This is a genomic window from Streptomyces sp. NPDC005141 (genome assembly GCF_053599975.1).
In genome coordinates, this window is sequence record NZ_JBSFYW010000003.1 from 236,670 (window position 1) to 251,847 (window position 15,178).

Genomic DNA, 15,178 nt, shown 5'->3' on the forward strand with positions numbered 1-15,178 from the left:
AGCGCCGTGAGTGCCGTGGGCACCCTTGGCGCTGCGAGTTTCGTGAGGTGAGCGCGGGCGGCGTCCGGAGGAGGGCGCCGCCCGACCGGGTCCGTGACAAGGCGCCGCCTCACCGGGGTCTGTGACGGGCCCCGCCCTGCACGGGGTGGTCCGATGTGCCGCGCCCCGCCGGTGGGGCGGTCAGGCGGGCCGAGTCGGCTACCCGATGCCCTGCCGGTCCGGGCGCAGGGCGAAGGCGCGGTCCGACGCCGCCGGCACATTGAGCTCCACGGCCTCGACGAGCAGGGCGCGGTGCCGGAGCAGCGGCTCACGGCGGTCCGCGGGAGCGATCATGGCCAGATCGTCGAGCCCGGCGAGGATGCGCCGGGTGACCTGCGGACTGCCCACCGCGCACCCCCGGATCTCGGCGAACCCGAGATCGACCAGCTCCGTCCACCCGGGCACGGGCTGCACCAGCCGCACGTTTCCGCGCCGGTCGCGATGGAGCGCCGCGTCGAGGGGCCGGCGGGCGATGGCGGACAGGAACTGCACGATGCGGTCGATGGCCTGCACGGCCGTGGTCGGGTCGTTGATGGCGGCGGACAGGGCCCGGAGCCCGATGTCGGACAGCTGGCGCAGCCCGAACCCGAAGTCCTGGTGGAAGGTGCGCTCGACACCGACGTTAACGGTGTAGCTCAGGGAGCGCCCCGAGGGGGCGGGACCTCCGTGCACGGCGAGCAGGGGCGTGCCCGGCACGACGAAGTCCCCGATCCGCGGGATCAGCCGCAGGACGACACCCTGCTGCCGGGCCGCCTTCACCAGCCGGGCGATGTCCACGTCCCGCAGCACGCCGGCCCGCCCGTGGTGGGCGACCCGCGCGGTCTCGGGCCCAAGCGCTTCCTCCTTGCCGGACGAACGGGCCACGGGCATCTGCGCGACGACCTTGAACGCCTCCCGGGTGATGCGGTCGATGACATGGCTGATGCGCATGAGCCGCAGTGTCTGGTTCACGTACATCACGAAGAGCACGAGGCTCAGCCCCAGCAGCAGGAGCGTCAGAACCGACTGCACCAGGGGGACCGAGGTCACCAGCCGCGCTTCGGCCTGCCCCTCGTACGAGGTCAGGACGAGCAGCGACAGCACGAACGTCGCGAGGAAGACGGCGAAGGTGGCCTTGGTGATCCGGCTGCGCACGAAGATCCGCACCACCCGCGGACTGAACTGCCCGCTCGCCATCTGCACGGCGACCAGCGAGATGCTGAACACCACACCGATGAAGGTCATCATGGCCGAGCTGACCGTGGTCACCACGGTCTTCGCGTCGTCGGCCAGGCGCAGCAGATCGTCGAGGGTGTCGTAGTCGTGCGCCTTCTGCAGTGCCTCGACGATCGCGGTGTCGAGCGCGTTGGCCACCGCCCACACCACGAAGACCAGCACCATGGCCGCGGTGGGCGCGAACCAGAACGTGTCCCGCAGATGCTCCCGCAACGGCGACAGCGCCCTCGGCCGCCGCCCTTCCCGCAAACCCCCGGTATCCATCCAGTCACTCATGGTGAGACTGTAGGTGCACCCTCAGCTTGTCCCGCGGACCCGCTCCGGGGCCCGGATATGCAGGTGAAGGGCACTCCGAAACCTTGGTATTGTTGTCCATGTCGCCGCGGGGAACACTCTCGGTCAGGCGGCAGACACCTGGTCCGGGTGGCGGAATGGCAGACGCGCTAGCTTGAGGTGCTAGTGCCCTTTATCGGGCGTGGGGGTTCAAGTCCCCCCTCGGACACCACACAGGGACGTTCATGAGATCGTCCCCGATGCGAATAACCGGTTGAGTCGTATGACTCGCCGGTTTTTGTCGTTCCGGGGGCCTTCGGGTCGTGTGATCGGCTCGGTGAGAGGGCGCCAACTTCGCGTGCGGACGGCTCCCCGCTCGCTGCGGCACCGGCCCGACCGGACCAGCCCGGCCCGTCCTGAGCCGCGCCCGACGGGCCGGTCACTGATACTGAGAAAATGGGCAAACTTGGGCGATACGGCCCGGCGAGCCGACGGGGCAACCGCGTGCCGCCGACGGCCGGGCCGTCGGAAGTCGGCCTGGAGGCCCGTCACCATGCGGCCGGCCGACGCGGGTCGTCGTTCCTGAAGCCGCGCAGCGTCGCCGGTCAGGTCTTCCTGCTGCAACTGGTGGTCGTCCTGCTGCTCATCGCCACGGCCGTGGTGGTTCTCGTGATCCAGGACCGCAACCGCGCGATCCAGGAGGCCGCCGACCGGTCACTGGTGGCGGCCGAGTCGTTCGCGAACGCCCCGGGCACCGCGGAGGCGATGAAGAGCAAGGACCCGACGGCGGCACTCCAGCCACATGCCGAGGTGGTGCGCAAGAAGACCGGCGTCGACTACGTCGTGGCGCTGAGCCCCTACGGCTTCCGGTGGACCCACCCGGACCCGGAGCAGATCGGGAAGCACGTCTCCACCTCCTACGGCGAGGCGCTCGGAGGTGAGCCCCACCAGACCACGTTCGACAGCAGTCTGGGGAAGGCGGTCGACTCGACGGTGGCCGTCTTCGACGAGAAGGGGACCGCCGTCGGGCTCATCACCGTGGGGGTCACGGTGGACAAGGTGACCGGTGTGGTGCAGAACCAACTGCCGGTGATCTTCGCCGCCGGCGGTGTCGCGCTGCTGCTGGCCGCGGGCGGGTCGGCACTGGTCAGCGGGCGTTTGCGGCGCCAGACCGCGGGCCTGGGACCGGTGGAGATGACCCGCATGTACGAGCACCACGACGCGGTGCTGCACGCGGTTCGTGAAGGCGTGATCATTCTGGACGGTGACGGACGGCTGCTGCTGGTCAACGACGAGGCGCGGCGGCTGCTCGCACTGCCGCCGGAGGCCGAGGGCAGGCCGGTCACCGGACTCGGGCTGAGCCCGGACCTGGCCGCACTGCTGGGATCGGGCCGGGCGGCCACGGACAAGGTCTTCCTGGCCGGGGACATCCTGCTCGCGGTCAACGTGCGGCCGGTGGGCCCAAAGGGAGGCAGCGTGGCCACCCTGCGGGACACCACGGAGCTGCGCGCCCTCGCGGGCCGGGCGGATGTGGCGGGCGGGCGCCTGCGACTGCTCTACGAGGCCAGCACGCGGATCGGTACCACCCTCGACGTGCAGCGCACCGCCGAGGAGCTGGCCGAGGTGGCGGTCCCGCGCTTCGCCGACTTCGCCACCATCGAGCTCGGGGAGCCGGTACTGCGCGGTGGTGAACCGACGGGGGCGAGTATGGAAATGCACCGCATCGCGGCCGAGGGCATCCGGGACGACGCGCCCCTCTACCCCGTCGGGACGCGTATTCCCTACGTGCCCGGCAACCCCCTGGCCATCGGTATGACCAGCGGCCGACCGGTCCTGGCGACACACCTCGCCATGGCCGACGGATGGCGGGCCCAGGACCCGGATCGGGCCCAGCAGGTCATCGAATACGGCATCCACTCGATGATCTCGGTGCCGCTCCGGGCTCGAGGCCAATTGCTGGGGGTCGTGGACTTCTGGCGCTCGGAGCAGGACCCCTTCGAGTCGGACGACCTGTCCCCCGCCGAGGAACTCGCCGCCCGGGCGGCCGTGTGCATCGACAACGCACGCCGCTACACCCGCGAGCACATCACGGCCGTCACCCTCCAGCGCAGCCTGCTGCCCGGCGTGCTCCCCGAGCTGTCCGCCCTGGAGGTCGGGCACCGGTACCTGCCCGCCCAGGCGGGGGTGGGCGGCGACTGGTACGACGTCATCCCGCTGCCGGGTGCCAGGGTGGCCCTGGTGGTCGGCGATGTCGTCGGACACGGTCTGCACGCCGCCGCGACGATGGGGCGCCTGCGGACCGCGGTGCACAACTTCGCCGCCCTGGACCTGCCTCCGGACGAGCTTCTCGCGCACCTGGACGACCTGGTCACCCGGATCGACCAGGACGCGGCAGCCGAGGGCAACACCGAGGCCGAGGCCGTCACCGGCGCCACCTGCCTGTATGCGGTCTACGATCCGGTCTCCGGGCGGTGTGTTCTCGCCCGGGCCGGTCATCCCGGTCCGGCGCTGGTCTCGCCCGACGGCTCCGTGACCTTCCCCGACATCCCCGTCGCCCCGCCACTCGGCGTGGGAGGAGGTCTGCCGGTCGAGACGGCCGAACTCCGGCTGGCCGCCGACAGCCGGCTGGTCCTCTACACCGACGGCCTCGTCGAGGCCCGCGGCCGTGACATCGACATCGGTCTCGCCATGCTGAGGGAGGCGATCATCCATGCGGACGGCGCCACCCCGGACGACACCTGCCAGGCGGTGCTCGACGCGATGCTGCGCACCGGGTCGAGTGACGATGTCGCCCTGCTCGTCGCGCGCACCCGGCTGCTCGACCCGGACCAGGTCATGGAGTGGGAGGTGCCCGACGACCCCGCAGCCGTCGCCGGGATCCGCGCCGAGGCCACCCGCAGGCTGGAAGCCTGGGGGCTCGGCGAGTCCGCCTTCACGACCGAGCTGATCCTCAGCGAACTGGTGACGAACGCCATCCGGTACGGAGGGAGCCCCATCAGTCTGCGGCTGCTGCGCGACCGCGACAGCCTGATCTGCGAGGTCGGCGACGGCACCAGCACCTCTCCGCACCTGCGCCGAGCAACCGTCACCGACGAGGGGGGCCGTGGTCTGTTTCTCGTCGCGCAGCTGTCCCGCCGCTGGGGGACCCGGTATACCGACCGAGGCAAGATCATCTGGGCTGAGCAGGCGCTCGCTGCCAGCGCTGCCGGGGACCTGAGCGGTCTCCTGATGGCGGACCTGTGAAGCGGGACGGAGACCGGACCGCCGCACACCCCGGACCGCCGCACACCCCGGACCGCCGCACACCCCGGACCGCCGCACACCCCGGGGCGTGCGCACGCCCGGAGCGTTCAGGAGCTGTCGGCGATCATGAAGTACGGGATCTTGGCCGGGTCCTGGCCGAAGGCGGCCCCGAGATAGACAGCCGACAGTTTGGCGAGCGTCCCGTCATCGATCAGTTGCCTGATGATCCGGTCCAGTTCGTCCTTGTCGGGTGACCCCTTCGGGTACAGGGCGCCGTAACCCTGGTCGGTCCTGTACTGGCCCACGATGCGCACCCTGCTTTCCCGCTCCTGGGGATACGCGAGCAGAATCGTCGTGTCGTGGACGACCGCGTCGATCCGTCCCTTCTCCAGCGCCGTGACCATCTCCGGGTCGTTGGCGAAGGCGGTGACGGGCTTGGTCGGCTTGAGGCGGTTCTTGACGAACTCCTGGCCCGTGGTGCCCTCGGCCACTCCGATGCGGACGTCACGGATGTTGTCCTGGTTGATCTTCTCGCCGTCCCTGATCAGCACTCCCAGGGTCGAGGAGAGGTAGGGCGGGGAGAACTCGGCGACCTTGCTCCGTTCCGGGGTGATCGTGATCTGCGCCAGGGCCAGGTCGAAGTCCTTGGTCCGGCCGGACACGACCTGAGGGAAGGGTGCGTTCTCCACCTTCACCCGGTCGAGTCCGGACCGGTAGGCGATGTTGGCCGCCATGCAGTACTCGTAGCCGCTCTTGACCGAGTCCGGCGTGTCGCCGTTCCACCAGCCGGGCGCGGGCAGGGTCGTTTTGACCGTGAGTGCGCCCGCCGTCTCGGGTGACAGGTGAAACTCCCCGTAATCTCCCGAGACCTGACAGTCGCCGTAGCGGGCCTTCGACGACTCCGACCCGCCCTGGTCGCAAGCCGGTGTCGCGAAGATGAGCGCCCCGCTGACGGCCAGAGTGACGATCGCTGCCGCGGTGCGCATCATTGCACCTCCGGTAGGGGCATGCTCCTTGAGTCACCATAAATCACCCCGAACCATACGACCGCCGGAGCCACGTGCGAGGACGCCGGGACGAGGGTCGGGTCGCCCGTCTTCCGGCGCTGTCGCAGTGGCCGGCCGGAAGCGCGAGCCATTTCCCGGCCGCGCCGTGTCCCGGCCCTGCCGCACCCCGGCGTGATCAGCCGGGCGGCTGCCGGAAGAGGTCAGGAGCGGGCCGCCCACGGGACGCGGCTCCTCGGCGCTCCGGAACGAGGCCGCCGCCGGCACCTTGCGCGCGAGCCTTTCGGGGACGGCGTCGACCGCGATCAGGGGCGCCGTCGGATCCGGTGCCGGTCCCGAATCAGGTGGAGCGCCGGATCCGGGATCGGTCCCGGACCGGGCGGCGTGCCCGTCGTTCTGCCCCCTGACGCGACCGGGGAGGAGCAGGCGGTACTCGACACTGGCTCGCCTGAGATTGCATATCACATACACATCACGGGTACGACCTCGTCCGTGAGGTTCTCCCGGACTCCCGGACTCCCGGCTCACGGCCCCCGGGTGCTCCGCTCCGCGATGCGCGCCTGGGGTGTCGTCGCGTGGGGATGTTCACCGGTGCGGTCGTGTCCCCGGGGTGGCTCCTTCGGCCGCGATCGATCGGCCGCGACCGTGTGTCAGTGAGCCTGTGTTCGCGAGCCCGTGTTCGCGACGTGATGAGTGGTCTTTTCGATTTCGACCGGAGTGAGGTAGCCCAGCATGTCGACTCCAGCTCCCCGTCTCGCCCCGACCGCCGACCCCCTTCCGGGCGGCGAGACGGTCACCGATCGGCTCGTGGCGGCCAACCGCGCGTATGCCGCCGGGTTCGTGGACCCGGGCATGGGCGCGCGCCCGGTCCAGCGCGTCGCTGTCGTGGCCTGCATGGACGCCCGTATCGACCTTCATGCCGCGCTCGGTCTCCAGTTGGGTGACTGTCATACCGTCCGCAACGCGGGAGGTGTCGTCACCGACGACACGATCCGCTCCCTGACGATCAGCCAACGCGCCCTCGGCACCCGCAGCGTCATACTCATCCACCACACGGGCTGCGGTCTGCAGAGTCTGACCGAGGAGTTCCGGCACGAGCTGGAGATGGAGGTCGGGCAGCGGCCGGCCTGGGCGGTGGAGGCCTTCCGCGACGTCGACCAGGACGTACGGCAGTCCATGCAGCGGGTGCGCACCTCACCGTTCCTGCCGCACACCGACGACGTCCGCGGCTTCGTCTTCGACGTCACCACGGGTCTGCTCCGGGAGATCGACCCGCGAGCCTGAGACGCCACGCCCTCTTGTCGTCGTCGGGCGTCCGCGACGAGAGGGCTCCGTCTCGTGAGGGACCTCCACCTCGCGAGGGACCCCGTCTCGCGAGAGGGCCTCATCTCTCCCGCGGGTCAGCGCTGTCGGGTGGTCATCGCGGCGATCTGCTCGCAGTAGAAGTCGGTTGTGTTGCTGGTGTGCCGCCGCATGAGCTCCTCGGCGCGCTCCGCGTCGCGGTCGGCGATGGCCTCGATGATCCGCGCGTGCTCGCTCCACGCGTCCGTGCCGCGGGGTTTGGCGATGGGCATGTAGTACCACCGCACCCGTCGGTCGACCTGGGGGATGAGCTCGGCGAGGACGGTGTTCCGGGACAGCTGGGTGATGTGCCCGTGGAGCGCGGCGTTGGCCTCGACGATGGCCCGGGCGTCGCCGGCCGCGAGGGCCGTGAGACCCGTCTCCTGCAACTCCCACAGGAGGGCGACATCATGTGCGGTGGCGTGCAGGGCGGCGCCGTGGGCGGAGTGGGTCTCCAGGGCCGCACGCACGCTGAGGAGTTGGGCGCACTCCTCCGGTGTGGGGGAGTGGACGAAGGCGCCCTGGGACGGCCGCAGGTCCACCCAGCCGGTGGTGTGGAGCCGCTGAAGCGCTTCCCGGATGGGCTGGCGGCTGACACCGAGCCGTACGGCGAGGTCCGCCTCGACGAGGTGCTGTCCGGGCGTGAGAGAGCCGTTGATGATCAGCTCGGTCAGGGCGTCGTAGACGGCTTGGCGCAGTGGGGCGGGCCTGGTGATCGGACCGTGGGCTGCCACCGTGGGCGTGTCGGGCATGGAACCCTCCCCGTCGTCGGACTGCCGACGCCCCGGCGAAGGGCCTCGGAATACGGACTTCAGTATGCAATAACCCCGAGCGTTCGCGTGTCCCGAGTGGTGAAGTCCCTGGATCCGCCTGCCCCGAACCGCCCCGCCCCGCCCCGCTCCGCAACGAACCGTCCCCCGCTCCCTCCTTGCGCCGCCTCTCGGAATTCGCACCGGCGGCCCTCTGGTGCATCTTGAGAGGAGACAACATACTGTATGCAATTCCCGTGGGAGGTCGTTCCCGAGGAGGGGGTCGCCCCGTGTCGTACCGCAGTTCTCTCTCCGCAGTCCTGGCCGAAGTCGTCGCGCCCGCAGCCGAAGTGACCGTGCGGGAAGGCAGGTTCCCCCGGGCCGCCGTGACGGCGTTCGGCCGTGCCGGGCTGCTCGGCCTCACCGTCTCCCCGGAGTTCGGCGGTGGCGGCCTCGGGCCGGCGGAGGCGGCCGACGTGGTGGGGCGGACCGCGCGCGTCTGCCCGGCGACCGCCGCCGTGCTCGCGTCCCACTTCGCCGCGGTCGCCGCCGTCGAGTCCTGCGGTGGTTCCTGGGTGCGTGGTGAAGTCGCCGCCGGACGGCACCTCGGCAGCCTCGCCCTGGTCGAAGAGGGGCCCGGAGGGTGGGAGGCGGAGGTCCCGTACGGGATGCCGCGCTCGGTCGGGACGTCGCGCTCGGTCGCCGCCCGCTCCGGTGACGTGGTCGCCCTGCGGGGCCGTAAGCGGCAGGTCGTCGCGGCGGGTGAGGCCGACAGCTACCTCTGGTCCTCGCGGTCGCTCGCCGGGCCGGACGGTCTGACGCTGTGGGTGGTTCCGGCGCATGCGCCGGATCTGTTCGTCCCGGCAAGGGTCGGCGGGGGAGGCCCCCACGGCAGCGCGACCTCCACGGTGTGCGCCGATCCGGTGCTGCTTCCCGCCGCCGCGATGCTCGGAGGGGACGGCGAGGGGCTCGACATCCTGCTGCGGACCGTGCGGCCGTGGCTTCTGGAACTGCGGGCCGTCATCGGCGCCGACGGCTTCGGCCTCGGCTTCGAGGGCTCCGGCGGGAGGGGGCCCAGTGAGGAACAGGGGTCCGGTGCGAAGAGGTCCGGTGCGAAAGAGCCCGGCGACAAGGAGCCCGATGACAAGGAGCCCGGTGACAAGGCACTCGCCCTCGGCGTCGACCGCCGCCCCGCTGACTCCCTCGCGTCGACGTGAGCCCGGCCCGGCGGACGGCGTGACCCGGTGGGCGGCGTGATGAGTCCCGTGCGAGTGCCTTCCCGGTCAGCCCTGGTTCGCTCCGGCGGCGAGCTGCTTGCCGTAGAAGCCGGTGGTGCGCTCGGTGTGCTTGCGCATGACCTCACCGGCGCGGTCCGCGTCACCCTTGGCGATGGCCCTGATCAGCTGGGCGTGTTCGTTCCAGGCCTCCTTGCCGCGGGGCCGGGCGATCGGCGTGTAGTACCAGCGGACCTTCTGGCTGACGCCCGCGATCAGTTCGGCCAGTACGGCGTTGTCGGCCACGGAGGTGATGAAGGAGTGCAGGGCGGTGTTGGCCGCTACCAGTCGGTCGACATCGCTCGCGGCGAGGGCGTCGACGCCCTCCTGGTGCAACTCCCAGAGCCGTTCGACGTCCTCGGGCTCGGCCTGCTGGGCGGCGAGTTGCGCCGAGTAGGTCTCGAGGACGGCGCGGACACCGAGGAGTTGGGCGGCCTCCTGCTCGGTGGGGGAGTGGACGAAGGCACCCTGGGCGGGGCGCAGGTCGACCCAGCCGTCGGTCTGGAGTCGTTGCAGGGCCTCGCGTACGGGCTGGCGGCTGACTCCGAGGTGCTCGGCGAGCTCCGCCTCGACGAGATGCTGTCCGGGCTTGAGGGAGCCGCTGACGATCAGCTCGGTCAGCGCGTCGTACACGGCCTGCCGCAGTGGTGCCGGGCGGGTGACGCGTCGGGACGCGGCGGCCGTGAGTGCCTCACGCATGGGAGCCCCGTTCTGCCACCGGGCCCGCGGGGCCGACGGCTCTGCCAAGTGGTGGCCGCCGAGAAGGTCGCCGACGGCTGCGTCAGCATACAGGTTTTGGTATGCAGGATGGCGGCCGTTGCGGGAGTGATCCAGGTCGTGCGGGGGTGCCGCCCGAGCCACCCTCCGCCCGTCTTCGAGCAGGTGGCAGACGTGCGCGGCGGCTGGTGGCGTCCGTGGAACGGGGTCTGTTCGCGCTCGAGGAGCCGTACGGGCACTCGCTTCTCTGGCCTCACGTGCCGTGGACTCCCGCTTCCGCAAGGGTGGTTGAGCCCGATTGAGTTCTGTATACAGAAGCCTGTATGGGGTAGTGTCCCAGTCTCCCGCAAGCATCGCCGGGGACCCGTGTGACGGAAGGCGGAGCGATCATGACGACCAGCGCGAGTGACGTGACGGTCGAGAGCGTGGTCCGGAGAGTGGCGGCCCGTCATCGGGATCAGCGCGGTGCGCTGCTGCCCGTACTGCACGCCGTGCAGGCCGAGTTGGGCCATGTGCCGCAGGAGGCGATTCCGGTGCTCGCCGACGAGTTCAACCTCTCCCGGGCGGACGTCCACGGAGTGGTGACCTTCTACCACGACTTCCGCCGCGCACCCGCCGGACGCACCACCGTGCGCGTCTGCCGGGCCGAGGCCTGCCAGGCACTGGGCGCCGACGGCCTGGTGGCCTACGCCCGCGAGGCCGGTCTGACACTGGGGGAGACGACCGCGGACGGTGCCGTGACCGTCGAGCAGGTCTTCTGCCTCGGCAACTGCGCCCTCGGGCCGTCGGTCGAGGTGAACGGCCGGCTGTACGGACGTGTCGGCCCGGCCCGGCTGGGCTCGATCCTCGAGGGGACGGTCTCATCGTGAACGACACAGCGCACCCCGTGGCGACGGTCTACGTCCCCCGCGACTCGGCGGCCCGGTCCGTCGGCGCGGACGAGGTCGCCGGCGCCCTGCAACAAGTCGCGCGTCGTGGGGACTTCGCCCTCGACGTCGTACGCAACGGTTCGCGCGGCATGCTCTGGCTGGAACCCCTCGTCGAGGTGGTGACCCCGCACGGCCGCGTCGGATACGGGCCCGTGACCCCGTCCGACGTCGACGACCTCCTCGCCGCGGGCATGCTCGACGGCGCCGACCATCCACTGCGGCTCGGCGTCGTGGACGAACTGCCCTGGCTGGCCCGCCAGAACCGGGTCACCTTCGCCCGGGTCGGGGTCACCGACCCCCTCTCCACGGACGACTACCTGGCGCACGGCGGCATCGCGGGGCTGCGCGCCGCACTGGAACGCCCGCCCGCCGACGTGGTCGCCGAGGTCACCGCGTCCGGACTGCGCGGCCGGGGCGGCGCGGGATTCCCCGCCGGCATCAAATGGAAGACGGTGCTCGACTGCGCGGACGAGCTGAAGTTCGTCTGCTGCAACGCCGACGAGGGCGACAGCGGCACCTTCGCGGACCGGATGGTCATGGAGGGCGACCCGTTCATGCTCATCGAGGGCATGACGATCGCCGCGCACGCCGTCGGCGCGAGCGAGGGCTACCTCTACATCCGCTCGGAGTATCCGGACGCGGTGGCCACCCTGCGCGCCGCGATCGGCATCGCCCGCGAACACGGCTGGCTCGGCAAGGGCATCCTCGGCTCCGCGCTCGACTTCGACCTGCACGTCCGCGTCGGCGCCGGCGCGTACATCTGCGGCGAGGAGACCTCCATGCTGGAGAGCCTGGAGGGCAAGCGCGGCACGGTACGCGCCAAGCCGCCGATCCCCGCGATCGAGGGCCTGTTCGGCAGACCGACCGTGGTGAACAACGTCCTCACCCTCGCCACGGTCCCCGTGGTGATGGCGTCCGGTGCGCAGGCCTACCAGGAACTCGGCGTCGACCGCTCACGCGGTACCCAGGTCTTCCAGCTCGGCGGCAACATCGCGCACGGCGGCATCGTCGAGACCGCGTTCGGCGTCACGCTGCGCGAACTGGTCGAGGAATACGGAGGCGGCACCTTCTCCGGGCGCCCGGTGCGCACGGTGCAGGTCGGCGGGCCGCTCGGCGCCTACCTCCCGACGTCGATGTTCGATCTGCCGATGGACTACGAGGCCTTCGCGGCGGCGGGCGCGATGGTCGGCCACGGCGGCGTCGTCGTCTTCGACGACACCGTCGACATGGCCGCCCAGGCCCGCTTCGCGATGGAGTTCTGCGCCGAGGAGTCCTGCGGCAAGTGCACGCCGTGCCGGGTCGGTTCGGTACGCGGCGTCGAGGTGATCGACAAGATCGTGGCCGGTCGGCACCGGGACGAGAACCTGGCGCTGCTGGAAGATCTGTGCGACCTGATGACCGACGGCTCGCTGTGCGCGATGGGCGGGCTGACGCCGATGCCCGTACGGAGCGCCCTCACGCACTTCCCCGACGACTTCCTCGCCCGGGGACCGGACCAGGGGGCCCGGCCCGGGCAGACCATCGGCGCGAGGACGGAGGGCACGGTATGACACTGCTCAAGGAACCCGACTTCGGAACCCCGGAACGGCCCGGCGAGGCCACGGTGTCGGTGGAGGTCGACGGGCTGCCGGTGACCGTCCCCGAGGGCACGTCCGTGATGCGAGCCGCCGCGCTCGCCGGCGTCGAGATACCCAAACTGTGCGCCACCGACAGCCTGGAGCCGTTCGGTTCCTGCCGGCTGTGCGTCGTGGAGATCGACGGCAGGCGGGGCACCCCGGCCTCCTGCACCACTCCGGTGACGGAAGGGATGAGGGTGAGCACCCAGACGCCGAAGGTGGAGAAGCTCCGCCAGGGCGTCATGGAGCTGTACATCTCCGACCACCCGCTCGACTGTCTGACCTGCCCGGCCAACGGCGACTGCGAACTGCAGGACATGGCGGGCGTGGTGGGCCTGCGGCAGGTGCGGTACGGCTACGAGGGCGAGAACCACCTCGACGCCGAGAAGGACACGTCCAACCCCTACTTCGACTTCGACCCCTCCAAGTGCATCGCCTGCTCCCGCTGCGTGCGCGCCTGCGGCGAGGTGCAGGGCACGTTCGCGCTGACCATCGAGGGGCGCGGCTTCGACTCCAAGGTCTCGCCCGGCGCCGCAGAGACGTTCATGGACTCCGAGTGCGTCTCCTGCGGGGCCTGCGTCCAGGCCTGCCCGACCTCCACGCTCCAGGAGAAGTCGGTGGTCGAACTCGGCATGCCGACCCGCTCGGTCGTCACCACCTGCGCCTACTGCGGAGTCGGCTGCTCCTTCAAGGCCGAGCTGCGCGGCGACGAACTCGTGCGGATGGTGCCGTACAAGGACGGTGGCGCGAACGAGGGCCACTCCTGTGTGAAGGGCCGCTTCGCCTTCGGCTACGGCACCCACCCCGACCGGGTGCTCAGGCCCATGGTCCGCGACAGGATCACCGATCCCTGGCGCGAGGTCGAGTGGGACGAGGCGATCGGCACGGTCGCCCGGCGGATGCGGGACATCCAGCGGCGGTACGGGCCGAGTTCGATCGGCGCGATCTCCTCGTCGCGGTGCACCAACGAAGAGGTCTACGTCGTCCAGAAGATGGTGCGGGCCGCCTTCGGCAACAACAACGTGGACACCTGCGCCCGCGTCTGCCACTCCCCGACGGGATACGGCCTCAAGCAGACCTTCGGTGAGTCGGCCGGCACCCAGGACTTCCGTTCCGTGGCGGAGGCCGACGTCATCATGGTGATCGGGGCCAACCCCACCGACGGGCACCCCGTGTTCGCCTCGCGGATGAAGCGACGCCTGCGCGAGGGAGCGGAGCTGATCGTCGTCGACCCGCGTCGCATCGACCTGGTGCGCTCGCCGCACATCGAGGCCGCGCACCACCTCCAGCTCAGGCCCAGCACCAACGTCGCCGTCGTCAACGCCATGGCACATGTGGTCGTCACCGAGGGCCTGGTCGACCGTTCCTTCGTGGACCGCAGGTGCGAAGGGTTCGACGAGTGGGCCCGGTTCGTGGCCCTCCCCGAGAACAGTCCGGAGGCCACCGAGGAGATCAGCGGTGTCCCCGCGGAACAACTGCGGTCCGCGGCACGGCTGTTCGCGAGGGCGCCGAACGGGGCCATCTACTACGGCCTCGGCGTCACCGAGCACAGCCAGGGCTCGACCATGGTCATGGGAATGGCCAACCTCGCCATGGCGTGCGGCAACATCGGCCGCGACGGCGTCGGGGTCAATCCGCTGCGCGGGCAGAACAACGTGCAGGGCTCCTGCGACATGGGCTCCTTCCCGCACGAACTGCCCGGATACCGGCACGTGTCCGACGACGCCGTGCGCGAGGTGTTCGAGAACCTGTGGGGCGGCACACTCCTCGCCGAGCCGGGTCTGCGTATCCCCAACATGTTCGACGCCGCGATCGACGGCACCTTCCGCGGTCTGTTCGTGCACGGCGAGGACATCGCGCAGTCCGACCCCAACCTCCAGCACGTCACAGCGGCGCTCGAGGCGATGGAACTCGTCGTCGTGCAGGACCTGTTCCTCAACGAGACGGCCAAGTTCGCGCACGTCTTCCTGCCCGGCGCCTCCTTCCTGGAGAAGGACGGCACGTTCACCAACGCCGAGCGCCGGATCAACCGGGTGCGTGCGGTGATGAAGCCGAAGACGGGCAAGCACGAGTGGCAGATCGTGTGCGAGATCGCCACCGCCATGGGCTACCCGATGGCGTACGACCGTCCGAGCCGGATCATGGATGAGATCGCCTCGGTCACCCCGACGTTCACCGGAGTCTCCTTCGACGTGCTCGACAAACTGGGCAGCGTGCAGTGGCCGTGCAATGCCTCGGCCCCCGAGGGGACACCGGTGATGCACGTGGACGAATTCGTGCGCGGCAAGGGCAGGTTCGTCGTCACCGCGTACGTGCCGACCAACGAGCGCAGCACCCGGCGCTTCCCGTTGGTGCTCACCACCGGGCGCATCCTCAGCCAGTACAACGTCGGCGCGCAGACCCGGCGTACCGGCAACGTCGCCTGGCATCCCGAGGACATCCTGGAGCTGCATCCGCACGACGCCGAGGTACGCGGCATCACCGACGGCGCGCTGGTGACGCTGGCCAGCCGGGTCGGGCGGACGACGCTGCGGGCGGAGATCTCCGACCGGATGCCGGCCGGCGTCGTCTACACCACGTTCCACCACCCCGTGACCGGCGCCAACGTGGTCACCACCGAGAACTCGGACTGGGCCACCAACTGCCCCGAGTACAAGGTGACCGCCGTACAGGTCGGTCTCGTCCATCCGCTCGGACGCGGCGACGAGGAGCCGGAGCGGGCCGGGGACGAAGAGCCGGAGCGGGCCGGGGACGACGTACTCACGGCGGTGGACTGAG

10 protein-coding genes and 1 tRNA gene are annotated in these 15,178 nt (G+C 70.6%); 7 read left to right on the plus strand and 4 right to left on the minus strand.

Annotated elements, in window-relative coordinates:
* Positions 1-198: 198 nt before the first annotated feature.
* Positions 199-1,530: a DUF2254 domain-containing protein gene (locus ACWD68_RS03905; protein ID WP_451804868.1), complete on the minus strand. Its 1,332-nt coding sequence runs from the start codon at positions 1,528-1,530 to the stop codon at positions 199-201.
* A gap of 141 nt (positions 1,531-1,671) precedes the next feature.
* Here ACWD68_RS03905 and ACWD68_RS03910 point away from each other — a divergent pair.
* Together ACWD68_RS03910 and ACWD68_RS03915 are read left to right on the plus strand one after the other, a co-directional pair.
* Positions 1,672-1,759: transfer RNA gene (locus ACWD68_RS03910), tRNA-Leu, on the plus strand.
* A gap of 224 nt (positions 1,760-1,983) precedes the next feature.
* On the plus strand, positions 1,984-4,770 hold the full coding sequence (locus ACWD68_RS03915; protein ID WP_451804869.1) for a SpoIIE family protein phosphatase: 2,787 nt from the start codon (positions 1,984-1,986) through the stop codon (positions 4,768-4,770).
* 107 nt (positions 4,771-4,877) lie between these two features.
* On the opposite strand, the gene ACWD68_RS03920 is transcribed toward ACWD68_RS03915, so the two are convergent.
* Positions 4,878-5,759: an ABC transporter substrate-binding protein gene (locus ACWD68_RS03920; protein ID WP_451804870.1), complete on the minus strand. Its 882-nt coding sequence runs from the start codon at positions 5,757-5,759 to the stop codon at positions 4,878-4,880.
* Between the two features lie 747 nt (positions 5,760-6,506).
* Between ACWD68_RS03920 and ACWD68_RS03925 the strand changes: the two genes are divergently transcribed.
* Complete coding sequence (locus ACWD68_RS03925; RefSeq protein WP_451804871.1) at positions 6,507-7,058, plus strand: beta-class carbonic anhydrase; 552 nt, start codon at positions 6,507-6,509, stop codon at positions 7,056-7,058.
* Positions 7,059-7,174: 116 nt separating this feature from the next.
* On the opposite strand, the gene ACWD68_RS03930 is transcribed toward ACWD68_RS03925, so the two are convergent.
* On the minus strand, positions 7,175-7,867 hold the full coding sequence (locus tag ACWD68_RS03930; protein WP_451804872.1) for a GntR family transcriptional regulator: 693 nt from the start codon (positions 7,865-7,867) through the stop codon (positions 7,175-7,177).
* Positions 7,868-8,154: 287 nt separating this feature from the next.
* Between ACWD68_RS03930 and ACWD68_RS03935 the strand changes: the two genes are divergently transcribed.
* Positions 8,155-9,081 carry an acyl-CoA dehydrogenase family protein gene (locus ACWD68_RS03935; RefSeq protein ID WP_451804873.1) on the plus strand — a complete coding sequence of 309 codons (927 nt, stop codon included), beginning with the start codon at positions 8,155-8,157 and terminating at the stop codon, positions 9,079-9,081.
* 66 nt (positions 9,082-9,147) lie between these two features.
* On the opposite strand, the gene ACWD68_RS03940 is transcribed toward ACWD68_RS03935, so the two are convergent.
* Positions 9,148-9,837, minus strand: coding sequence for a GntR family transcriptional regulator (locus ACWD68_RS03940; protein WP_451804874.1), 690 nt, complete (start codon positions 9,835-9,837; stop codon positions 9,148-9,150).
* A gap of 407 nt (positions 9,838-10,244) precedes the next feature.
* On the opposite strand from ACWD68_RS03940, the gene ACWD68_RS03945 reads away from it, so the two are divergent.
* From ACWD68_RS03945 to fdhF, 3 genes are read left to right on the plus strand one after another with little or no spacing between them, the layout of a single operon-like run.
* The gene (locus tag ACWD68_RS03945) at positions 10,245-10,724 is read left to right on the plus strand and encodes a formate dehydrogenase subunit gamma (protein ID WP_451804875.1); all 480 of its coding nucleotides are present in this window, start codon (positions 10,245-10,247) and stop codon (positions 10,722-10,724) included.
* Positions 10,721-12,334, plus strand: a complete 1,614-nt coding sequence (locus ACWD68_RS03950) for a formate dehydrogenase beta subunit (protein WP_451804876.1) — start codon at positions 10,721-10,723, stop codon at positions 12,332-12,334. Before ACWD68_RS03945 ends, ACWD68_RS03950 begins: the two co-directional genes overlap by 4 nt.
* The gene (gene fdhF / locus ACWD68_RS03955; protein WP_451804877.1) at positions 12,331-15,177 is read left to right on the plus strand and encodes a formate dehydrogenase subunit alpha; all 2,847 of its coding nucleotides are present in this window, start codon (positions 12,331-12,333) and stop codon (positions 15,175-15,177) included. The genes ACWD68_RS03950 and fdhF overlap by 4 nt, the downstream gene beginning before the upstream one ends.
* Position 15,178: the final 1 nt, after the last annotated feature.